16 protein-coding genes and 1 pseudogene are annotated in these 21,371 nt (G+C 63.5%); 13 read left to right on the top strand and 4 right to left on the bottom strand.

The annotated features are described in order from the left end of the window. Window positions 1–115: 115 nt before the first annotated feature. Window positions 116–1,303, bottom strand: coding sequence for an ROK family transcriptional regulator (locus tag AC2W7L_RS08060; RefSeq protein WP_062240223.1), 1,188 nt, complete (start codon window positions 1,301–1,303; stop codon window positions 116–118). Between the two features lie 95 nt (window positions 1,304–1,398). Between AC2W7L_RS08060 and AC2W7L_RS08055 the strand changes: the two genes are divergently transcribed. The 10 genes from AC2W7L_RS08055 (at window position 1,399) to AC2W7L_RS08010 (ending at window position 13,697) form a co-directional block, all read left to right on the top strand. Beyond that, window positions 1,399–2,499 carry a Gfo/Idh/MocA family protein gene (locus AC2W7L_RS08055; RefSeq protein WP_486004031.1) on the top strand — a complete coding sequence of 367 codons (1,101 nt, stop codon included), beginning with the start codon at window positions 1,399–1,401 and terminating at the stop codon, window positions 2,497–2,499. A 19-nt stretch (window positions 2,500–2,518) separates the two neighbouring features. After that, the gene (locus AC2W7L_RS08050) at window positions 2,519–4,033 is read left to right on the top strand and encodes a sugar ABC transporter ATP-binding protein (protein ID WP_486004030.1); all 1,515 of its coding nucleotides are present in this window, start codon (window positions 2,519–2,521) and stop codon (window positions 4,031–4,033) included. Beyond that, window positions 4,030–5,115: an ABC transporter permease gene (locus tag AC2W7L_RS08045; protein WP_486004029.1), complete on the top strand. Its 1,086-nt coding sequence runs from the start codon at window positions 4,030–4,032 to the stop codon at window positions 5,113–5,115. Before AC2W7L_RS08050 ends, AC2W7L_RS08045 begins: the two co-directional genes overlap by 4 nt. After that, a complete protein-coding gene (locus tag AC2W7L_RS08040) occupies window positions 5,112–6,260 on the top strand; it encodes an ABC transporter permease (protein ID WP_486004028.1) in 1,149 nt (382 codons plus the stop codon). The genes AC2W7L_RS08045 and AC2W7L_RS08040 overlap by 4 nt, the downstream gene beginning before the upstream one ends. A gap of 16 nt (window positions 6,261–6,276) precedes the next feature. Continuing rightward, window positions 6,277–7,494: a substrate-binding domain-containing protein gene (locus AC2W7L_RS08035; RefSeq protein WP_486004027.1), complete on the top strand. Its 1,218-nt coding sequence runs from the start codon at window positions 6,277–6,279 to the stop codon at window positions 7,492–7,494. A 22-nt stretch (window positions 7,495–7,516) separates the two neighbouring features. Next, on the top strand, window positions 7,517–8,422 hold the full coding sequence (locus AC2W7L_RS08030) for a sugar phosphate isomerase/epimerase family protein (protein WP_486004026.1): 906 nt from the start codon (window positions 7,517–7,519) through the stop codon (window positions 8,420–8,422). Continuing rightward, complete coding sequence (locus AC2W7L_RS08025) at window positions 8,419–9,432, top strand: sugar phosphate isomerase/epimerase family protein (protein WP_486004025.1); 1,014 nt, start codon at window positions 8,419–8,421, stop codon at window positions 9,430–9,432. Before AC2W7L_RS08030 ends, AC2W7L_RS08025 begins: the two co-directional genes overlap by 4 nt. A 220-nt stretch (window positions 9,433–9,652) precedes the next feature. Beyond that, entirely contained in the window at window positions 9,653–10,402 is a 750-nt protein-coding gene (locus AC2W7L_RS08020) for a M50 family metallopeptidase (protein ID WP_486004024.1), read from the top strand. Between the two features lie 113 nt (window positions 10,403–10,515). Then, window positions 10,516–11,193: an HAD family hydrolase gene (locus AC2W7L_RS08015; protein WP_486004023.1), complete on the top strand. Its 678-nt coding sequence runs from the start codon at window positions 10,516–10,518 to the stop codon at window positions 11,191–11,193. A gap of 398 nt (window positions 11,194–11,591) precedes the next feature. Then, a complete protein-coding gene (locus AC2W7L_RS08010) occupies window positions 11,592–13,697 on the top strand; it encodes an HNH endonuclease signature motif containing protein (protein ID WP_486004022.1) in 2,106 nt (701 codons plus the stop codon). Between the two features lie 110 nt (window positions 13,698–13,807). On the opposite strand, the gene AC2W7L_RS08005 is transcribed toward AC2W7L_RS08010, so the two are convergent. Beyond that, entirely contained in the window at window positions 13,808–15,421 is a 1,614-nt protein-coding gene (locus AC2W7L_RS08005) for a nucleobase:cation symporter-2 family protein (RefSeq protein ID WP_486004021.1), read from the bottom strand. A gap of 533 nt (window positions 15,422–15,954) precedes the next feature. Between AC2W7L_RS08005 and AC2W7L_RS08000 the strand changes: the two genes are divergently transcribed. After that, window positions 15,955–17,418, top strand: coding sequence for an 8-oxoguanine deaminase (locus tag AC2W7L_RS08000; RefSeq protein ID WP_486004061.1), 1,464 nt, complete (start codon window positions 15,955–15,957; stop codon window positions 17,416–17,418). A 117-nt stretch (window positions 17,419–17,535) separates the two neighbouring features. Continuing rightward, the gene (locus AC2W7L_RS07995; protein ID WP_486004020.1) at window positions 17,536–17,988 is read left to right on the top strand and encodes a DUF2871 domain-containing protein; all 453 of its coding nucleotides are present in this window, start codon (window positions 17,536–17,538) and stop codon (window positions 17,986–17,988) included. Window positions 17,989–18,087: 99 nt separating this feature from the next. On the opposite strand, the gene AC2W7L_RS07990 is transcribed toward AC2W7L_RS07995, so the two are convergent. Both AC2W7L_RS07990 and AC2W7L_RS07985 read right to left on the bottom strand, forming a co-directional pair. Then, a complete protein-coding gene (locus AC2W7L_RS07990; RefSeq protein ID WP_486004019.1) occupies window positions 18,088–18,900 on the bottom strand; it encodes a MerR family transcriptional regulator in 813 nt (270 codons plus the stop codon). Between the two features lie 72 nt (window positions 18,901–18,972). Beyond that, window positions 18,973–19,719, bottom strand: a complete 747-nt coding sequence (locus AC2W7L_RS07985; RefSeq protein ID WP_486004018.1) for a FadR/GntR family transcriptional regulator — start codon at window positions 19,717–19,719, stop codon at window positions 18,973–18,975. 186 nt (window positions 19,720–19,905) lie between these two features. On the opposite strand from AC2W7L_RS07985, the pseudogene eat reads away from it, so the two are divergent. Further along, window positions 19,906–21,341: pseudogene (gene eat, locus AC2W7L_RS07980) on the top strand (ethanolamine permease). The last annotated feature ends 30 nt before the right edge of the window (window positions 21,342–21,371 follow it).

Genomic DNA, 21,371 nt, shown 5'->3' with positions numbered 1-21,371 from the left:
CACTCCTTCGCATGATGCGGACCACGCTGCGAGCGGGGGATTGCGCGGGCGCTTCTCACAGTGTAAAGGCCCAGGCCGGAGCGTCGGTGGATTGGCCCGCGGCGGCGCGGGGGTGTCAGGTGTGGAGGGCGGCGGATATCCGCTCGGGTGACAGCGCCGCATCAATGGCCAGACGGGCCGCGCCGAGGATTGCGGCGTCTCCGGCTGCACGCGAAGGGGCGATCGTGAGGTGCTCGGTCGACAGCGGGATCGACCGTGCGTAGACGACTTCCCTGACCCCTGCGACCAAGTGTTCTGCGGCCTGTGCCATGGTCCCGCCGATGAGGATGAGCGCCGGATTCATCAGGCTCACGCACGTGGTCAGCACCTCACCGAGATCGCGACCGGCTTGGCGGACGGCCTGAATGGCCTGCAGGTCCCCGTCTTTGGCGAGACGGACGACATCGCCGGGCGTAGCAGCGGGTATTCCGGAATTGGTCAGGTCCCGTGCAATCGCTCGTCCGGAGGCGACTGCTTCCAGACACCCGCGATTGCCGCATGCGCAGGGGATGTCCGCAGCACGGGAGAGTGCGACATGGCCGATATCGCCTGCTGCGCCGTGGGAGCCGCGGCGCAGGGAACCGCCGGAGATGATTCCGGCCCCGATGCCCGTGGCGACCTTGACGAAGATCAGGTCGGATGCTTCGGGCCAGGCCGCAGTCTGTTCGCCCAGTGCCATGATGTTGACATCATTGTCGACGAGGACCGGCGCCGAGAATGTCTTCTTCAGTGCTCCGGGGAGGTCGAACCGGTCCCAGCCGGGCATGATCGGAGGGTTGATCGGTCTGCCCGTTGAGAATTCGACGGGACCGGGCAGCCCGATTCCGATGCCGACGACTTCTCCGATGCTGCGCCCGGTCTGTTCGAGCAGTTGGAGGGCGGCAGTAGTCATCCAGTCGACGGCATCGTCGGGACCTGTGGAGATGGCGCGTTTGGCGCGATGATCGGCAAGCAGCTCGCCGGCCAGGTTCGTCACCGCGATCCGCGCATGTGAGGCCCCGAAATCGGCAGCGACGACGACGCGGGCCCGAGGATTGAAGGCGAACTGCGAGCTCGGTCGACCTCCAGTGGATACCGCATCATCGACCGGGGCGATGAGTCCCAGTCCCAGCAGCTGTTCGATCCGGTGCGCCACTGTCGGGCGAGACAGGCCTGTCGAGCGAACCAGTTCCGCTCGCGTCCGCGGTCGACTGTCACGCAGCAGCTGAAACAGGCCACCGGCATGGGACAGGTCGAAAGTGTGCGGATCGGTCGACAACGTCATCCATTCAGTTAACCACATTGCGACTTCTGAGCGATCGACTAAATACTTTTGAAAAAACATTGACAAAAGAGGTGATGCAGACAACATAATGGTTCATGGTCAATGTTGCTCAAGCGGTTCCGCAGGTCCCTCGAATCGGCCTCCTCGGCGGCGGTTTCATGGGTCGTGTCCACAGTCGAGCCGCACGTTCAGCCGGAGCCGTGCTCGACAGCGTCTCCGCCTCCAGCCCAACGCGAAGCGCCGAGGTCGCCGATGAATTGGGGTTCGGACGGCCGGCGTCGGGAACTGAGTTGTTTGAGCGATCGCTCGACGTAATCCACATCTGCACTCCCAACGACGTCCACGCTGCGCAATCCCTGCAGGCACTGGACGCAGGGGCGAACATCATCTGCGAAAAGCCGTTGGCCACGAATTCGTCGGACGCGCGTGCCGTGTTGGCCCGCGCCGAGGATGCCCGGCTGCTCGGGACGGTTCCCTTCGTCTACCGCTACCACCCGATGGTGCGTGAAGCCCGCGCCCGATTCCGCGAGGGCCGGGCCGGGACGCTGCTGACCGTCGACGCCGGATATCTGCAGGATTGGCTGCTTGGCTCGGGCGATGAGAACTGGCGCGTCGACTCCGAACGCGGCGGCCCCTCGCGGGCGTTCGCCGACATCGGCTCCCACCTCGTCGACCTCATCGAGTTCATCGTCGGCGACCGGATATCGTCACTGGTGGCGACGAGGAGAACCGTTCACCCGCGCCGAGGCGGCAGCGCAGTGACCACGGAGGACACCGTGGCGGTGACCGTCGAGTTCTCCGGCGGCGCCATCGGCTCGCTGCTCGTATCCCAGCTGGCGCCCGGCCGCAAGAACGGGCTGACCGTGGAGATCGCCGGCACCGAGGCGAGCATGCGCTTCGAGCAGGAGCGGCCCGAGCAGCTGTGGTTCGGTCAGCGTGCCGACAGTCGCCTCCTCGTCCGCGACCCCGACTCCCTGTCCGCCGACGCCGCCCGCCTGTGCAAGGTTCCGGCCGGGCACCCGCAGGGCTATCAGGATGCCTTCAATGCCTTCGTCGCCGACTCCTATGCGCTCTTCGCCGGCGAACAGAGAGAAGGGGTGCCGGTGTTGGCCGATGGTCTGCGCGCCCTGCTGATCACCGAAGCTGTTCTGAAGTCTGCCGACCATCGTTCTTGGGTCGAGGTCGAGTCGCTGTGATCACCGCAGGAGCACAGACATGAGTACTGCAGAATCGGTTTGTCCGGTCCTCTCGGCCGCCGGAATCACGAAGGGCTTCTTCGGAGTCGAAGTTCTCCACGGAGTATCGCTTGACGTTCGCTCCGGAACCGTCCACGGGCTCGTCGGTGAGAACGGGGCAGGAAAGTCCACTCTGATGAAGATCATCGCCGGAGTCCATCAGCGAGATTCCGGCGAGCTGCGGATCAACGGCGAACTGGTCGACTTCACTCATCCTGTCGAGGCCGAACGAGCCGGAGTCGCCACCGTGTTCCAGGAGTTCAATCTGCTGCCGGACCGTACGGTCGCACAGAATGTCTTCCTCGGACGCGAACCGCACAAATGGGGAATCGTCGACGCCGCCGCGATGAAGCGGCGGACCCAGGAGCTCCTCGACGAACTCGACGTCACCGGAATCACCCCAGAAGCGAAGGTCGGCTGGCTGACGGTAGCCGAGCAGCAGATCGTCGAGATCATCAAAGCACTGTCCGTCGATGCGAAGGTCATCTCGATGGACGAACCCACGGCGGCACTGTCGGACAACGAGGTGACCGTTCTCTATCGCGTAATCGACACGCTCAAGGCCAAAGGCGTCGCGATCATCTATGTGTCACACAGGCTGCAGGAGATCTTCGACCTTTGCGATGAGATCACCGTGCTGAAGGACGGATCCCTGGCGGCCTGCAGACCACGAGTCGAGTTCGACCATGCGAGCCTCGTGCGAGCGATGGTCGGCCGTCCCATCAGTGCATTCTTCCCGGAACCCGAACCTGGGACGACCATCGGAGAGCCTCTGTTGGAAGTGAACGACGGAGGGAATGAGCAGCTCGACAGCATCGAACTCGAACTGCGTGCCGGGGAGATCCTCGGCGTCTCCGGCCTCCAGGGCTCCGGGCGGACAGAACTGCTCGAAGCCCTCTTCGGAACTCAGCCGTTCACACGAGGTGCGGTTCGCCTGTCCGGGCAGTCGGTGAGCATCGGCACCGCTCGGCAGGGCGTGCGACACGGACTGGCTCTGGTGACGGAAGATCGCAAAGGCACTGGTCTGGCACTGTCGCAATCCATTTCGGACAATGCGCTGCTGGCTGTCCGAGCCGTGTTCCCGTCGAGAACTGCCCTGGTGAAGACGGAGATCCCGTCGATTCTCGAATCGCTCGAAATCATCAGCCGGGGACTCGATCAGGAAGTGCGAGCGCTGTCCGGAGGGAATCAGCAGAAGGTCGTCCTTGCGAAATGGCTGGCGATCTCGCCCCGGATCGTGCTGCTCGACGAACCTACCCGCGGGATCGACGTCGGAGCAAAGGTCGCGGTCTACCGACTGGTCCGGAGCCTGGCGCGCCGAGGCGTGGGGATCATCTTCGTTTCGAGTGAGCTTCCGGAGGTCCTGGGATTGGCCGACAGAATCCTGGTGATGGCCGATGGGCGGATCGCTGGAGAGCTGCCTCCCGGTTCGAGTGAAGAGGAGGTCCTGTCGATGGCGACCGGAACCGAAGCCCCGGTGGTGACAGAACGGTGAGAACTCGATTGCGCCGTCTCGATACGACGGCTCTGGTATACATCGCCTTGGTGATCGTGCTCATCATCGCCGCGATTCTCGTCTCCACAACGGGTCGCAACCTCTTCAGCCCCGGAAACATCCGAGACATCCTCACCGGTATGAGTGTGCTCGGCTTCGTTGCGATCGGACAGACACTCGTCATCCTCGGTGCATCCCTCGATCTGTCGGTTCCCTACGTCATGAGCCTGGCGAGCCTGATCGCTGCCCAGACGATGGACGGCAGAGACGGGATGGTGATCCCGGCAGTGCTGCTCACCGTGGCGATCACGGCTCTCATCGGGCTGGCCAACGGACTGTTCGTCACGGTGCTCAAAGTCCACGGCTTCGTCGCGACTCTCGGAGTCGGCCTGATGCTCAAGGGATACCTGGATACGAACTATCAGGGCACTGAAGGCGAAGTCCCCTGGTCATTCCAGCTCTTCGGAGCTTCGGGAATCGGGCCGGTTCCGATCTCGACGGTCGTCATGCTGGCCTTGGCTGCTCTTGTCGCCTTCATCCTCGTACGCACCACCTTCGGTCACCACCTCTTCGCCGCGGGAGGCAACGCAGAGGTCGCTCGCCTCTCAGGAGTCCGCGAACGCCTGCCGATCATCGGTGCGCATATCGGCAGTTCGGTCTGCGCGGGATTCGCAGGGCTGCTGCTGGCGAGTCGACTGGGAGTCGGAAGTCCGACCGTCGGCTCACAAGGCACTTACGATCTGCTGTCCATCGCGGCAGTCGTTCTCGGCGGCACAGTCCTCATGGGTGGGCGAGGATCGATCTGGGGAACCATCGGCGGAGTCGCGATCTTCGCGGTCCTCGACAACCTCATGAGTGTCATGCAGTTCAATCCCTTCCTCAAGGACGTCATCCGCGGGCTCGTCATCATCGTCGCCGTCGCGCTCTACGCGCGGCGCCGGATCACCGCCCGCCGGATCAGGTTCGCCCAAGCACCGCAGGGTCCGAACATCGCAACCGACAACCGCGCCGGCAGTGAGACTCCGCAGACTGAGAACCTCGGCGAGCGGGCGGCCGTCACCGGAGAGGGGAGCAGGTCATGATCTCCTCAACCGCGAACCCACGGTCGGGGCAGGCACAATCCGCGTCTTCACGGTCGGGGCAGGGCCGCCTCGGTGTCGGGGAACGGTTTGCCGAGCTCGGCCGGCGGGCACTCGATCCGAAGGGGATCGTCGTGGTCCTCCTCATCATCATCCTCCTGGCCATCGTCGTGCTCAATCCGAGCTTCGCTGAGCCCGGGTCACTGATGCGCTTCATCCAAAGGGTCGCACCCATCGCGATCGTGGCGATCGGACAGTATTTCGTCATCGTCAGCGGTGAGTTCGACCTGTCGATGGGAGCAGTCGTCACAGCTCAGGTGATGACGGTCGGGCATCTCGTCGGAGCCGATGAGTCGAAGACCGTTCCAGTGCTCTTCATCCTCGTCGGAATCGGCATCCTCGTCGGTCTGGTCAACGGATTGGCCACGACGCTGCTGCGCGTGCCCTCCTTCATCGTCACGCTGGGCACGATGCTCGTCATCCACGGTGCAATCATGTGGTGGACCGGAGGCGTGGCGACGAGCAACCCTGCCGAGAATTTCCGGCAGATCGGACGGGGCGGGTTCGCGGACATCCCGCTCATCGATTTCATTCCCTATGCCGTGCTCATTCTGGCGGCAGTGATCCTTCTGGCAGTGTGGCTGTCGCGTCGGCCCTTCGGCCGGACACTGGTTGCGATCGGAGACAATTCGGCGGCAGCGACCTTCGCGGGCACTCGGGTGTGGTGGACCAAGACCTCGGCCTTCGTGATCTCGTCACTGTCGGCCACAGTCGCCGGCGTACTGCTGGTCGGTTTCGCAGGGGTGCATCCCTCGGTGGGGCAGGGGTACGAATTCACGGCGATCACCGCCGTCGTCCTCGGCGGAGTGGTCCTCGGCGGAGGACGAGGCACTGTCCTCGGCGCTCTCACCGGAGCATTCACCTTGGAAGCCCTGTTCACCCTGCTCAACTTCACCGCGGTTCCGGCAACCATGCGCGATGCGATCCAAGGCGCGATCATCATCGCTGCGGTCGCCTATTCGGGAGTGGTCTTCGCCCGCCGACGCAGACGCGGCCGGACTCCAACCTCGACGGATTCACTGACCACCTCGGCGGAGACCACTCCGTCGACCACACCGGCCGGCGGCGATGATGCCGTACGGCAATGACAGAGGAGAAACCATCATGAGAACAGGACTGAGACCAGTGCTGAGGACAGCGGTCGCGCTGATCGGTGCCTCCGCGCTCATCGCTGTGGCCGGGTGCACAACCGACCCGACGGTGGAACCCGGCGGAGGTGAGGGCGGCGGCGAGGACTCCTCCGAGGAGTGGTTCGATCAGAAGCTCTATGATCGCCAGTTCGAAGAACGCGACGCCCTCCCCGAAGGGCCCGAGGACAAACCGTACCTGCAGATGATCAATCCCGAAATGGGAGACACCTCGGAGTTCAAGTCCGAGGGCGGGAAGAAGATGTGCTTCGCCAATGCTTCGATCTCGAACCCCTGGCGGCAGACCGGCTGGATCACCATGAACGAACAGCTGAAGGATCTCAAGAAGAACGGTGTCATCACCGAGATGGAGACCCGCGACGCGCAGGACAACGACGACACCCAGATCGCCGACATCGACTACTTCATCTCGGAAGGCGATTGCGACGGTTTCATCATCTCGCCGAACTCGACCTCGGCGATCACTCCAGCCGTTGAGCGCGCCTGCAAGACCGACAAGCCCGTCATCGTCTTCGACCGGGGTGTGGAGACCGATTGCGCTGTCACCTTCATCCATCCGATCGGCGGCTTCGCATGGGGCATCGACACCTCACAGTTCCTCATCGACAACCTGGAGAAGGGAGACAAGGTCGTCGCACTCCGGATTCTGCCCGGCGTCGATGTGCTCGAACAGCGGTGGGCGGCAGCCGAGAAGCTCTTCGCTGAGGCCGATATCGAGGTCGTGGACTACTTCACAGAGGGAGACCCGGCCGAGATCAAGAAGGTCGTCTCCGATGAACTCGCCAAGGGCGACGTTCAGGGGGTGTGGATGGACGCCGGCGATGGTGCAGTGTCTGCCGTCGAAGCCTTCGAGGATGCTGGAAAGGACTACCCGGTGATGACCGGCGAGGACGAGCTCAGCTTCCTGCGCAAATGGAAGGACACGGACATGACGGCTCTGGCCCCTGTGTACTCGAACTTCCAGTGGCGGACGCCGCTGCTCGCTGCGGAGATGATCTTCAAGGGTGAAGAGGTCCCGACCGAATGGGTGCTGCCGCAGAGCCCGATCACAGCCGAGGACCTCGATGAATACCTCGATCGGAACAAGGGAATGCCCGACGGGCACTATGCGAAGTTCGGCGGCGAGGACCTGTCCGGATTCCCTGAGGTGTGGCAGGACAGGGTCATTCCCTGAACCGTGAGAGTCGAGTCGGACCATGACACGTGAGATCGGAATCAACACCTGGGTGTGGTTGTCACCGCTGACGACCGACCGCCTCGGTGAGTTCGCCGGGCGTGCCCGTGAGTTCGGGTTCGATCTGCTCGAACTGCCGGTGGAGGCGCCGGGGGACTGGGATCCCGGTGCCGCCGCCGAGGCGGTGGCCGATGTGGGCCTGAGCGCGCGGATCGTCGGGGCGATGGGTCCTGGCCGGGATCTCATCGACCCGAGGTTCCGGGCGGATACACAGGAGTACCTCCGTCATTGCGTAGAGGTGGCTGTCCAGGTCGGTTCGTCCACTGTGGCCGGTCCGTTCACGGCATCGACCGGCCGCGTGTGGCGGATGGACGCCGGGGAACGGACCGCCGTGGTTCGGTCACTTCGAGAAGCTCTGCGTCCCGTTGCCGAATTTGCGGCTGCAAGAGGCGTGACTCTCGCCGTGGAGCCTCTCAACCGCTACGAGACGAGCATCATCAACACCGTCGAACAGGGGCTCGACGCGCTGGACCCCCTGCTGGGCGAAGGTATCGGCTTGGCACTGGACAGCTACCACCTCAATATCGAGGAACGGTCACCGGCCGCTGCGATCAGAGCCGCTGGGGAACACTGCCGGGTCGTGCAGGTCTGCGGCAACGATCGTGGGCCGGTGGGAGGCGATCACACGGATTGGGAGGCGTTCTTCGACGCGCTCGACGACATCGGCTACCTCGGTCCGCTCACTGTGGAGAGCTTCACCGGCGACAATGACACGATCGCCGTGGCTGCTTCGATCTGGCGACCGTTGGCAGAGACTCAGGACGCACTGGCGCGTTCGAGCGCTGAGTTCCTCACCGCGCTTCAGTCGGCGCGGGCCGGTGCAAACAAACACGATCACTCATCTAGTACTGCAGAGGAGCAGCCATGAGCGACAGTTCTCATCCCGTCACTCTTTTCACCGGCCAATGGGCCGATCTGCCGTTCGAGGAGGTGGCTCGGTTAGCTGCCTCTTGGGGTTACGACGGTTTGGAGATCGCTTGTTCCGGCGACCATCTCGATTTGGTCAGGGCCGATGAGGACCCTGCCTATCTGCGGTCGAGGCTCGAAGTCCTCGACCGGTATGGACTCAAGGTGTGGGCGATATCGAATCATCTCGCCGGTCAGTCCGTCTGCGACGATCCGATCGACTTCCGGCATCAGGCGATCGTCCGAGACTATGTGTGGGGCGACGGTGAGGCGGAAGGAGTGAGGCAGAGAGCCGCCGACGATATGAAGCGCGCAGCCCGGGTGGCGCGGGGCCTCGGGGTCGACACAGTCGTCGGATTCACCGGCTCGAAGATTTGGCCCTATGTCGCGATGTTCCCGCCTGTACCGGCGGCGGTCATCGACGAGGGGTATGAAGACTTCGCGAAGCGATGGAACCCGATTCTCGATGTCTTCGACGGTGAAGGGGTCAGATTCGCGCACGAGGTTCATCCCTCGGAGATCGCGTACGACTATTGGAGCACCGTACGGGCGCTGGAGGCGATCGACCATCGCGAAGCGTTCGGTCTCAACTGGGACCCCAGCCATCTGCTGTGGCAGGGAATCGACACAATCGGCTTCATCACGGACTTCGCAGATCGCATCTATCACGTCGATTGCAAGGACACCCGGCTGCGGCCCCCGACCGGCAGAAGCGGAATCCTCGGGTCTCATCTGGCCTGGGGCGATCCTCGGCGAGGGTGGGACTTCGTCTCGACTGGTCATGGCGATATGCACTGGGAGGACGCGTTCCGGGCGCTCGCTTCGATCGGATACAGCGGGCCGATCTCCATCGAATGGGAAGATGCCGGGATGGATCGGCTCCACGGCGCGGCCGAGGCGGTCGGTCGGATCCGCGAATTGCTGTGGAAACGACCGGAGACCTCCTTCGACGCAGCGTTTTCGAATCAGTGAGGCGACAAGAGCATCAGCCCAGGTGATGCTTGTCGCGGGGTCGCGGCGCACCGACCTCCCGAATCGCTCAGGCGCACTGAACTCCCAAAGCGCGCTGAGGCGCCTTGACCCCGCGATCTGTCTGGCCGCCCCTCCTCCTGAATCGCTGCGCCCATACCTCCCGAATCTCTGAGGAGGTCCTGAGGGTCCCGCTCAGGAGCGGTTCGTACACTGGTCCGCTATGGACTTCAAGCAGGCAACGGCGACGTGGTGGGACGCCATCACCTCGGGCTTCGGGCGACAGGACGGACTCGAGCTCGACGTCCTCGGGCTCGTGCTCGTCATCGGGATTCCCCTGGTCGTGACCGTGACTCCGGGGATCTGGAGGTTCTTCGGACTGTTCGTGACCTTCGTCCACGAGCTCGGTCACGCTTTCGCCGCCCTGATGACGGGGCGCGTGGTCAAAGGGATCTCGCTGAACTTCGACCATTCGGGGCAGATGAACTCCTTCGGCCGGGTCGGCTTCTCAGCCACCTGGGCGGGTTTCTGGGGATATCCGGCACCGGGCGTGCTCGGACTCGTTCTGGCCACCTCGGCGGTCTTCGGTTGGGCCCCCTTGGCCCTGTCGGTGGGTGCGCTGATCCTGTTGGTCGCACTCATCTTCATCCGGAACCTCGCCGGTGCGATCATCGCCGTGATTACGGCGATCGCGGCGCAGCTCGTCGTCGTGTTCCTGCCGTTGGAATGGATCTCGGTCTTCGTCGCAGCACTCGGCACGGCGCTGACGATCGGATCGCTCAAGGACCTCGTCAAGGTCATCCGCGTCCACACCCGCAGACGCCATGTGCAGCAGTCCGATGCCTATATCCTCGCCCAGGGCTCGTCGTTGCCCGCCGGTGGCTGGCTGACGCTGTTCGCGCTGGTCATCATCGTCTGCGCGATCGCCACAGCGCGGGTGCTGTACACGGCGGTGTCGGTCGGCGCGGTGTGATCGCGGGGTTCCCGGGGGTTATGAGGTTCCCGGGGTCCTGAGCTGGTGGGGCGAAGGAACCGTGAACCGGCGGGCCGTGATTCCGTGTCAGTGGCGGATGGCAGAATCGGAACATGGCCCCACATCCGAAATTCTCCGCTGTCCTCTTCGATTGTGACGGGGTCCTCGTCGACTCCGAAAGCATCACGAACGGCGTGCTCCACCAGATGCTGCAGGAGCTCGGCTGGCAGCTGACCGCCGAGGAGTGCATTGCGCGATTTGTCGGCAAGATGCTCCGCGACGAGGCCGATGTCATCGAGGAGCACACCGGATTCCGCATCGACATGGAGTGGATGGAAGAGTTCCGCCGGCGGCGCAATGCCCAGCTCGAGGCCTCCCTCAAGGCGATTCCGGGCGTCGTCGACGCGGTTCACCGCATCGCCGAGATCTACCCGGGCAGGATCGCCTGCGCCTCGGGAGCGGATCGCCCGAAGATCGAGTTGCAGCTGCGCAAGATCGGCCTCTTCGATGCCTTCGACGGCCGGATCTTCTCCGGCCTGGAGCAGCCGAATTCGAAGCCCGCCCCCGACGTCTACTTGGCTGCCGCCGAATCATTGCAGATCAACCCCGCCGAGGCGGCCGTGATCGAAGATTCCCCCACCGGCGTGATCGCCGGTGCTGCGACCGGATCCCATGTGCTCGGGTTCTGCCCGGATTCTCCCGTTCATCAGAGTGCGGAGACGCTGTTGGCTGCGGGTGCTGCCGAGACCTTCAGCGCGATGGAGCAGCTGCCTGCCCTGTTGACCGAGTAGGTGTCTGGTCCGGAGGGATGCCATTTCGGGCTTCAAGAGGACCGAGTGGCTGATGCGCGACTGGGATCGAGCTGACTTAACAAACTACATCAAACAGAAGTGAAAGCGTATGGGGTTCTTTTTGTAATTGAACTGTGACATTCATTTATTCTGTTTGAGGGTAAAATAGAACTAAGGCATTCACATCGACGTGAAAGGCGGTGAGACCGATGAAGGATCCTCAGGATCCAGGAGACAGCGGTCTCGAGCCTGCCTCGAATGAATCCGTTTCGGGCTCCCCTGCGTCTTCAACGGAACCCGCTTCCACGCCGCAGGTGTCTCTGATCGGCCCCGACTCGCCCCGTCGTCTCGACGTCGATCCTGATTCGCCTATGGCCGTTGTCGTCAGCCTGGCTCACTTGAGCACGGGCGTTCGTCTCGCCGAGTTCCAGGCCGTCGCCGGTCTGTTTCTGTCCGATGCGATCGAGAAGCTCCGCTACGCCGCGGGTGACAAGATCTACTACCACGCCACGTTCACCCAGACGGCCAATCGTTTCATCACGGCACGTGACGGCCTGCTCCCCGAAAAGGACGATTTCGTGGACCCCTGGGAGTGCACTGGCTTCGTTTTCGATGACAGCGCCCTCGATGAGCCTGATGACGCCGACCCAATCGCTGACGATTCCGCTGAAGCGGGAGCCGAAACAGACGACGCCGATGCCGCACCTGTCCCTTCGGCGTCAGCTGAGGTTGTTGCCGACGAAGACGGCAATGATGTTGCCGAAACTGGCGATGCTGCTGACGCGAGCACCGATGGCGGCGCCGACGATGACACCAGCGCTGATGCAAGTGCGGACTCCTGCGCCGCGGATAGCGTTGCTGAGCAGTCGCCGGCTCCGACGGCGAGTTTGCTTCCGAATTTCCCCAAGTTCGGGCTGCACAAGTCCTTCAACAGCTGGGTCCACGACCTTGCCACGCGCGAAGAGATCGCCGAACTGACCACGGTCCTCGGCTCGACGAGCGACGGGGCCTACAGCGAGATCACGAACGCCGTCACGCTGTCATTCGGACTGCCTAAGTTCCTGCAGCGCTGCCTCGCCGGTGAGTTCACGCTCGAGCATGTGCTTGCCGCGACCCGTGCCATCAAAGACGTCGCTTTCGAGTACCTGCCTCGCCTCGATTCCTACCTGGGTGACCGCCGTGCTGATATCACGCTTGAGACCTTCAGGAAGTCGCTCAATCTCAAGATTGCGGCGCTCGTGCCCGTCGATGACCGGACCGAACTGGCAGCCAAGCGCCGCCGGGTCGACATCATGACCTATCCCGATGGCACCGCCTCGGTGACTCTGTCCGGACCCGCCGTAGAACTCAACGCCTTCTACCTGCGCATCGAGGCTTTTGCACGAGCGATCCGCAACGGCAACATCTCGGCGCTCACCGACGAGAACACCGCTGGTTTCGAGGTTGCCGATCAGAACAGCATCGCCGCCCTCATGTTTGATATCGCCACGCGGGCAACGCCACAGATGGCCATTGTCGTGACAACGCACGACACGTCGACCGGTGAGACGACAACCAAGGAGATCGCCCTCGAGGCTGCAGACGAATCGGACCCTACAGCTCCGATCACTGCGGCCGAGGTCGACCGCACCGCGCAGGCTGCGCAACGTGAAGCTGAAGCGGCCGCCGGCACCGGCCTCGACGTGAAGACCACCATCAAGCTCGTCATGCCCACCCACGGACAGTGGGTGCGTGAACAGGCGAAGATGATGGTGACGGTTCCGTATCTCACTGCGGTGGGAAAGTCGGAGCTGCCGGGAACGTTCTCGGACGGCACTCCGGTGCCGCCGGATGCGGCTCGGGCCCTCGCGGGTGAGTGCCCCACTTGGCACCGGATACTCACTGATCCCGCTACCGGGACACCGATCGATGCTCGTTCACGCAGCTACTACATTCCAGCAGACGTGCGTGCGCCCTTGACCGGAAAATGGCAGTCCTGCACTGCTCCGGGGTGCAACCGACGGGCAGAGACCTCGGAAGTTGACCACATCATCCCCTTCGACCACGCAGATCCGGCCCGGGGCGGTCAGACGACGTTCGAGAATCTCCACCCACTGTGCAAACCCGACCACCAGGCAAAGACCGACCGCAAGTTCTCGATCCGAATGACCGAGGGCGGGGCGGTGGAGTATTCCTTCACCCGTGGGGTTGTCGCACGAATGTATCCGCCGGACAATCCGATCAACTCCGAGCACGCTCGACAGGTGGAGAACTATGCCCAACTGCCGAACCTGCTTGACCGAAGGAACTTCGGCAATACGGAAAAGCGTTGCGACGACGGAGATTCGAGCCCAGTTGGACGACTGGAGACCACGGATCCATCCCGCAGTTCCGGACGAGGGGACGAGTGTGTCCGAATCGTCGTGGCTGACGGCGGGAAAGCCCGTGCATCACAGAAGTCCAAGCCCGGCCAGGGGGCGGCGTGGAACGACTATTGGGACTCCGGAGATCCGCCACCGTTCTGACGGCGGTCCTGATCTGACGGCGAGCCTGTTCTGACAGCGGTCCTGATGCGAACGATGCCCCGGCCGCGCCTTCACAGGCTGCGACCGGGGCACGGGCGTTGCTTCTTGGACTAGTTCCCTTCATCCTCGGCGATGAGGCGGCGGACATCGTCCTGACTGCGGACCTCACCTTTCTGCGCAGCGTCGATGACCTTCTCGTGCTGCTCGTCGGTGACGACGGGAACTTCTTCTCCGTTGCAGTCGACGACCTTCCCGTCCTTGATGGTATCGCCTTCATAGAGGATGGCTTCGTTATCGATGAGGCGCTGCAGCTCTTCCTTGCGGATGACGCGTCCGGTGCCGGCCACGAAGACCGATCGGTCGGAGCGATCCTTCGTCTTCACTCCGATGTGGTTGAAGACGAGGTTGAGCAGCACGGCCATGAGCGTGGCCGAGGAGATGCCCGAGTGCAGGATGATGCCGACCCAATCGGGGAAGGCGTTGTAGAAGTCGGGCTCGACGACCGGAATGATGCCGAAGGCCAGCGAGACCGCCACGATGATCATATTGAGGTTGCCCTCGTACTCGACTTTCGACAGCGTGCGGATGCCCGATGCGGCGACCGTGCCGAACAGGACGATTCCCGCGCCGCCGAGAACCGGAGTCGGCACTGCGGCAATCAACCCGCCCATCACCGGCAGCAGACCGAGCACCACGAGGATCGCACCGCCGGCAGTGACGACGAAGCGCGACTTCACTCCCGTGATAGCGACCAGACCGACGTTCTGCGCAAAAGCCGACTGAGTGAAGGAGTTGAAGATCGGCGAGACCGCCGAGGACAGCATGTCAGCGCGCAGACCCGAAGAGATGCGCTTGGAGTCGACCTTCGTATCGACGATCTCGCCGACGGCGATGATGTCCGCAGTCGTCTCGGCGAAGGTGACGATGATGACGATGAACATCGAGATGATCGCCGCTGCCGAGAATGTCGGCATACCGAAGGCGAACGGCTCGGGGAACGCGAAGATTCCGCGATCGAGTACATGGGAGAAATCGGCCCAGCCGAAGATGAGGCAGCCGATGGTGCCGATGACGATGGCCAGCAGAATCGACAGCTGGGAGATCATGGCGACGGGAATTCGGCTGAGGATGAGCACGATGGCCAGGGTGACTACGGCGATGAGGATATTGCGCGCGCTGCCATAGTCGGCGGCCTCGGCGTCCCCGCCCATGGCCCAGCCTGCGGCCACGGGCATGAGTGACAGACCGATTGTGGTGATGACCGTTCCGGTGACCACCGGCGGGAAGAACTTCACGATGAGTGCGAACGCCGGAGCGACGATCAGACCGATCACCGAGGCGACCAGCACCGATCCGAAGACCGCAGGCAGGCCGTCGCCGCCGGCCAGAATGGACGTCATTGTGGCGACACCGGCGAACGAGACGCCCTGGACCAGCGGCAGCTGCGAGCCGAAGAACGGCACACCGACCGACTGCAGAATCGTTGCGAGACCACCGACGAACAGACAGGAGGCGATGAGGAGGCTGATGCCGTTGCCGTCGAGACCGGCGGCATTGCCGATGATGAGGGGAACGGCGATGATTCCGCCGTACATGGTGAGCACGTGCTGCAGACCGTAGGCGAACGAGCTGCCGACGGAGAGCCGTTCGTCCTCCGGGCGGGCTGGCTTGCTCGCGGCCGCAGACTTGCGGTCGTTGCTGGGCGACTGATGGGATACCGACATCTATCTCTCCATTGAGTGCGTCCTCGGGCGAAGACCTCACTGTGACTGACCGACCTCAGTGGCCGGTGTAGCGTGCGAGCGGGCATCAGATCGACCGAGGGATCGGTTGCATAATTCCGTTATGCGAAAGGAAACTTCCTTATCGCAAAACTCTAAAGGAATACCATTTGCGCCGCAAGCCATTTTAGTGACCCGCGGCACATGTTAGAGTTCACGGCAGTCGTGTACCCATCCCTCGACAATCTACTGATCGTTCGCTCAGTTCGATGGTTTTGGATCATCGTACCGTCTCGCCGACCGGTGGGTACATTCGGGGATCCCGGATGGGATACCGACCGGCGGAGCAGCAGACGCCGGAAAACCTGAGCTGGTGGCGTCGGCCCTAGTTCTGTCGCCACTGACCAATAGTGCGCGCTCGTCGCGCACGGTTCAAGAGGAAAGGCGACACGATGATCGGCAATAACGAAACCGAGACACCGACCGCAGGGAGCTCCTCGGCACCGGGGAGCTCCCCGACATCGGGGAACTCCCAAATGCCGGGCACCTCTCCCTCAGACCGGGTCTGGCTGCGCGATCCGCTGGCCGTCCACCTCGGTGCCGGTGTCGACCCGAACCGGGCGGCGCGGGGAATCGTCATCGATCGGACCACCGGGACCATCGTGGAACTCGTTCCCGCCGGTGGCGAGCCCAGATCCGGGGGTGTACCCACGTCCGGTGGCGAACCCACGTCCGCAGGGGCCGTAGGGGCTCTCGACGCCGGCGGGTCTCTCGAAATCATCGACGCCTCGGAACACGTCATCACTCCCGGACTGATCAATACGCATCATCACTTCTATCAGACGCTGACTCGGGCATGGGCGCCCGTCGCGGACCTGCCGCTGTTCGGGTGGCTGCAGAACCTCTATCCGATCTGGGCCAGACTGACTCCGCGCGCGCTCGAACTCGCCACGACCGTGGCGATGGCCGAACTCCTGGAATCCGGGTGCACGACCGCCGCCGATCACCACTACCTGTTCCCGACCGGCATGGACGAGGCCATCGACATCCAGGTCGACGTCGTCCGGAAACTCGGCATGCGCGCGATGCTCACCCGCGGGTCGATGTCCTTGGGTGAGGAGGACGGCGGACTGCCGCCGCAGCAGACCGTCCAGAAATCGGATGTCATCCTCGCCGACTCACGCCGCCTCGTCGAGACCTACCACCAGCGAGGACCCGGCGTGCAGATCCAGATCGGCTTCGCCCCGTGCTCCCCGTTCTCCGTAACCACCGAGCTCATGCGCGACAGCGCCGCACTCGCCGCCGACCTCGATGTCCGTCTCCACACCCACTTGGCCGAGACCATCGACGAAGAGGACTTCTGCCGCGAGACCTTCGGACTGCGCACCGTCGACTACCTCGAATCTGTCGGCTGGCTGGGGGAGCGGACCTGGTTGGCACACGGCGTGCACTTCGACGATTCGGAGATAGGTCGTCTCGGCGCCGCCGGGGTCTCCGTCGCACACTGCCCGACGTCGAACATGCGCCTGGCCTCGGGCATTGCCCGCGCTGTCGAACTCGAGGACGCCGGAGTCAATGTCGGGCTCGGCGTCGACGGATCCGCGTCGAACGATGCCTCGAACCTCATCCGCGAGGTCCGCCAGGCCCTCTACATCCAACGTCTGCGCTACGGCGCCGAGGCGGTCACCTGCGACCGCGTCCTCGACTGGGCGACGAAGGGATCGGCGGCGGCACTCGGTCGTGATGATATCGGCACCATCGAGGTCGGCAAGCAGGCCGACCTTGCGATGTTCCGTCTCGACGGCCTCGCATTCTCCGGATCCCACGACCCGATTCCCGCGCTCGTCCTCTGCGGCGCGGAGAAAGCCGATCGGGTGATGGTCGGCGGGCAGTGGCGGGTCATCGACGGCCAAGCCATCGGCGTGGACGGACACGCACTCGATAAGGAAGCGCTCATCGCCGCGCATCAGGAGGAGGCGCGCCGCCTCGTCGCCGGGTGAGAGATAGGGCGCCGTCGGCCCCACGCGCCTGTGTGATGGAACATCAATCGAAAGTTGGGGATGGAGTTCAATCCCGTGGGTCAGGAAATCGCGCCCACGAATTGATGAAGTGGAAGCATGAAGAAGATATTCAACGCAGCTTTCACGTACATGATCATCGGCGTTCTCTCGGGACTGTTCTACCGCGAGTTCACCAAGGCCAACGGCTTCCCGTCCGGTGAGTTCACACAGCTCGGCCTCGTCCACACTCACCTGCTCACGCTCGGTTTCATCGTCCTCCTCATCGTCCTTGCGCTCGACAAGGTGTTCGGACTCTCCGACACGAAGCTGTTCTCGTGGTTCTTCTGGCTCTACAACTCAGGCGTGATCCTCACCGCGTCGATGATGGTCTGGCACGGTTCCCTCACCGTCCTCGGCGAGGAGCCGAATGCCATGATCGCCGGAATCGCCGGCCTCGGGCACATCGCCCTGTCCGTCAGCCTCGTCCTGTTCTTCCTCGCCCTGCGCAAGAAGGTCGTGGCCGGCAAGGCCGTCACCGGTGGTGCGGAGGCGACTTCGCTGGCGCGCTGACCGGCACACCTTCGCCGAGGCGCGGCTGGGGCCCGCACCCAACGACGTCACCGTCGTGGTGCGGGCCTTCTGCCGTCTGCTTCGGCTGCGCCGAGGATGTCACACGATGATCGGCTGCTGGAGTTCGACGATCCATCCCGCTTGGACGGAGGTGTCGGAGGCGGCGTTGTCCCCCGTTTCGAGATAGACCTCGCGGCACGGGCCTGTCAGGGAATACCCCTGACTGATGCACCACTCGGAAAGGTGCTGCCAGCTGGCGCCGATGCGGCTCATCGACCCCTCGTGGATGAGAGTCGCCGCAGTGCACGACTTCAGCTCTGTGATCTGCAGATTCTCAAGCCCCTCAACTGATTCCGTGCGATACCCGCAGGTGACCTCGGTTCCGTGCCCGGTGTCGGAGTAGATGCCGACGCCGGCTGCGTGTCGTAGTCCCGCCTCAGCGAGACGGTCGGCCACGCTGCCGAACAGCGTTCCGATCTCAGACGTGTCGAACGGCGGCTCGCCGAGAACGACCGTCTGTCCGAGGACTCTCTCCGCAGGCAGTTCCTTGATGATGCAGTCTGGATGGCTCATGTCTGTCCCTTCGATGAGTGCCAGCCGAAATTCGACTTCGGCCAGCTTCGCGGCTGCTGCCGACTGTTCGGCTCGTAGTTGATGACGACGCAGATTGAGCATGCCGGTCAGCTCGGTCGTGCTGAGGTCGGCATCAAGAAGTTCGGCGATTTTCCGCAGCGGGATCCCTAGGGCGTTGAGCGCCATGATTCTGTTGAGCCGCGGCAGCTGCGCCACTGTGTAGTTGCGGTGTCCGGTGAACGGGTCGACCGAATCCGGTGTCAGCAGATCCATCGACTCATAGTGGCGGAGCATGCGCACCGACACTTGCCCCAGCTGCGCGAATTCACCGATCCTCATGTGCTCTCCTCGTCGTCAGCGACAGTCCACCACCTGACACGGTGTCAGGTTCAAGAGCATTCGCCGCTGGTCTCACCTCTGTTCGAGGAATCCGCGCAGCAGCTTCTCGGTGCCTTCCGCATGCTGTGCGGCGAGATCGGCGGCACGATCAGGGTCAGAGGCGAGTATGGCGTCGACGAGCTCTCGGTGCTGATCGCAGGAGTGCTCGACGTTCGTATGGATGAAGGGGATCCGGTCGAGCAGGGCGTTGACCCGATCGCGAGTGCTCGCTGAGGCGTAGATGAGTGACGGCATGTGCGTGAGTTCGGCGATCATGAGGTGGAATCTGGCATCGAGCACGCGGAACTGTTCGGCGGAGGCGAACACCGTACGACAATCCGTCTCCGCTGCGGTCAGGGCAGCGACCTCGGTCGGGGAGAGGTCTCGCTCGGCGACGATGCGGGCCGCGGCTGTCTCGAGAACCAAGCGAAACCGGACGGCATCATCGAGCTCGCCGGGGTCGATGCGCTCATCGGTGTCGGCGGACGGCAGTCGGGTCACAAAGGTGCCGCCGTAGCGACCGCGACGGGACGTGACGATGCCCGCAGTCTGAAGCTCGATGAGCGCCTGCCGCAGGGTCGCCCGCGAGACCCGGACCTGGGCGGCGAGTTCGCGCTCGGCCGGCAGTTTGTCGCCGACGAGGTACTTGCCGAGGCGGATCGCTCGCAGCAGCTCCGCAATCGTATGTTCGAACACATTTCCGCCGCGCACATGCTTGCCTCCCGGGCGGGGTTGGCTGCCCGCGGTCCCTGGGCCGCCAGGCTCTTCTGCTCTGTCCAAGTCTGCCTCCTCTCCTGGTCTCGCAACTCAACTCGTCTTCGTCGATTCTTCCACTCTCGCGGAAAATCCTTGACAGTCGTCTGTGAGTCAGATTACATTCGTCTCAGTCTAATGGTCTGGTAACGATCCATTGGGCGACTGTTCGACCACGACGAGATTGAGACTCACCAGAACCCGAGGGCAGCCATGACCAAGAACATCGAATACGGCAATGTCGATGAGCACTACCTCGAGAAGCGACAGCTGAAGAAGGGCGCGGCCGGCTGGATCCTCCTCGCAGGCCTCGGCGTCGCCTACGTCATCTCCGGAGACTTCTCCGGTTGGAACCTCGGGTTGGCCGAAGGCGGCTGGGGCGGTCTGCTCATCGCCTTCCTCCTCATGGGACTCATGTACGTGTGCATGGTCTTCGGCCTCGCCGAACTCTCCTCCACTCTGCCGACTGCCGGTGCAGGCTACGGCTTCGCCCGCCGAGCGCTCGGCCCGCTGGGCGGATTCGCCACCGGCATGGCGATCCTCATCGAGTACACGATGGCTCCGGCCGCGATCTCGACCTTCATCGCCGGCTACGTTCAGGCGCTCGGCATTCTGCCCGAATCGGTGCCTACCTGGACGATCTACCTCGTCGCCTACGCGGTCTTCATCGGAATCCACCTATGGGGAGTCGGTGAGGCCCTGCGGCTGATGTTCGTCATCACCGCCGTCGCGGTCATCGCCCTCATCGTCTTCGTGGTCGCCGCGGTCGGCCACTTCGATGCCGGCAATCTCTTCGACATCGAACCCACCGGCGCACTCGGGTCATCGGCATTCATGCCGATGGGCATCTCCGGCCTGCTCGCCTCGCTCGTCTTCGGTATCTGGTTCTTCCTCGCCGTCGAAGGCGTCCCGCTGGCCGCCGAGGAATCGGCGAACCCGAAGAAGGACATGCCGCGCGGCATCATCACGGCAATGGCCGTGCTCGTCGTCTTCGGCGCCCTCATGCTCCTCCTCGTCCCCGGACTCGCAGGCGCCTCGGCGATGGGGGAATCGGACAATCCGCTGCCCGAAGCCCTGCGCACGATCTACGGCGAGAACTCCGTCCTCGCGACCTTCGTCAACTGGGCGGGCTTGGCGGGACTCATCGCGAGCTTCTTCTCGATCATCTTCGCCTACTCGCGTCAGCTCTTCGCCCTCTCGCGCGCCGGCTACCTGCCAAAGTGGCTGTCCCTGACGGGAAAGCGCAAGACCCCGGTCCTCGCGCTCATCGTCCCCGGCACCATCGGCTTCATCCTCGCGATCGCGTCGACGGCAATGGCGGAGTCCTCCTCAACGTCGCGGTCTTCGGTGCCACGGTCTCCTACGTCCTGCTCAACCTCTCCCACATCCGACTGCGCGTCAAGGAACCCGATCTGCCCCGCGGCTACCGCACCCCCGGCGGCGTCGTCACCACCTCCATCGCCCTCGTGCTCGCCTCGGTGGCCGTCATCGCCACTTTCTTCGTCGACATCCTCGCCGCCGGCATCGCCGCCGGAGTCTTCCTCGTCGCGCTCGCCTACTTCTGGTTCTACTCCCGGCACCGCCTTGTCGCGAGCGCCCCCGAGGAGGAGTTCGCACAGATCGAGGCCGCCGAGAAGGGCCTCAAGTAGCCCGCACGACCCACCTCCAACCACCCCGCA

Source organism: Brevibacterium sp. LAARM3_SD1 (assembly GCF_057364765.1).
The sequence above is the reverse complement of the archived record's forward strand: the minus strand, read 5'-3'. Positions and strand labels throughout refer to the sequence as shown.

Bases quoted from the DNA above. Each gene is read 5' to 3' on its own strand.
- AC2W7L_RS08050 (WP_486004030.1), top strand. From the start codon at position 2,519: ATGAGTACTGCAGAATCGGTTTGTCCGGTCCTCTCGGCCGCCGGAATC.
- AC2W7L_RS08040 (WP_486004028.1), top strand. From the start codon at position 5,112: ATGATCTCCTCAACCGCGAACCCACGGTCGGGGCAGGCACAATCCGCG.
- AC2W7L_RS08035 (WP_486004027.1), top strand. From the start codon at position 6,277: ATGAGAACAGGACTGAGACCAGTGCTGAGGACAGCGGTCGCGCTGATC.
- AC2W7L_RS08025 (WP_486004025.1), top strand. From the start codon at position 8,419: ATGAGCGACAGTTCTCATCCCGTCACTCTTTTCACCGGCCAATGGGCC.
- AC2W7L_RS07990 (WP_486004019.1), bottom strand. From the start codon at position 18,900: ATGAGGATCGGTGAATTCGCGCAGCTGGGGCAAGTGTCGGTGCGCATG.
- AC2W7L_RS08020 (WP_486004024.1), top strand. From the start codon at position 9,653: ATGGACTTCAAGCAGGCAACGGCGACGTGGTGGGACGCCATCACCTCG.
- AC2W7L_RS08005 (WP_486004021.1), bottom strand. From the start codon at position 15,421: ATGTCGGTATCCCATCAGTCGCCCAGCAACGACCGCAAGTCTGCGGCC.
- AC2W7L_RS08055 (WP_486004031.1), top strand. From the start codon at position 1,399: ATGGTCAATGTTGCTCAAGCGGTTCCGCAGGTCCCTCGAATCGGCCTC.
- AC2W7L_RS08000 (WP_486004061.1), top strand. From the start codon at position 15,955: ATGCCGGGCACCTCTCCCTCAGACCGGGTCTGGCTGCGCGATCCGCTG.
- AC2W7L_RS08015 (WP_486004023.1), top strand. From the start codon at position 10,516: ATGGCCCCACATCCGAAATTCTCCGCTGTCCTCTTCGATTGTGACGGG.
- AC2W7L_RS08060 (WP_062240223.1), bottom strand. From the start codon at position 1,303: ATGACGTTGTCGACCGATCCGCACACTTTCGACCTGTCCCATGCCGGT.
- AC2W7L_RS08030 (WP_486004026.1), top strand. From the start codon at position 7,517: ATGACACGTGAGATCGGAATCAACACCTGGGTGTGGTTGTCACCGCTG.
- AC2W7L_RS07995 (WP_486004020.1), top strand. From the start codon at position 17,536: ATGAAGAAGATATTCAACGCAGCTTTCACGTACATGATCATCGGCGTT.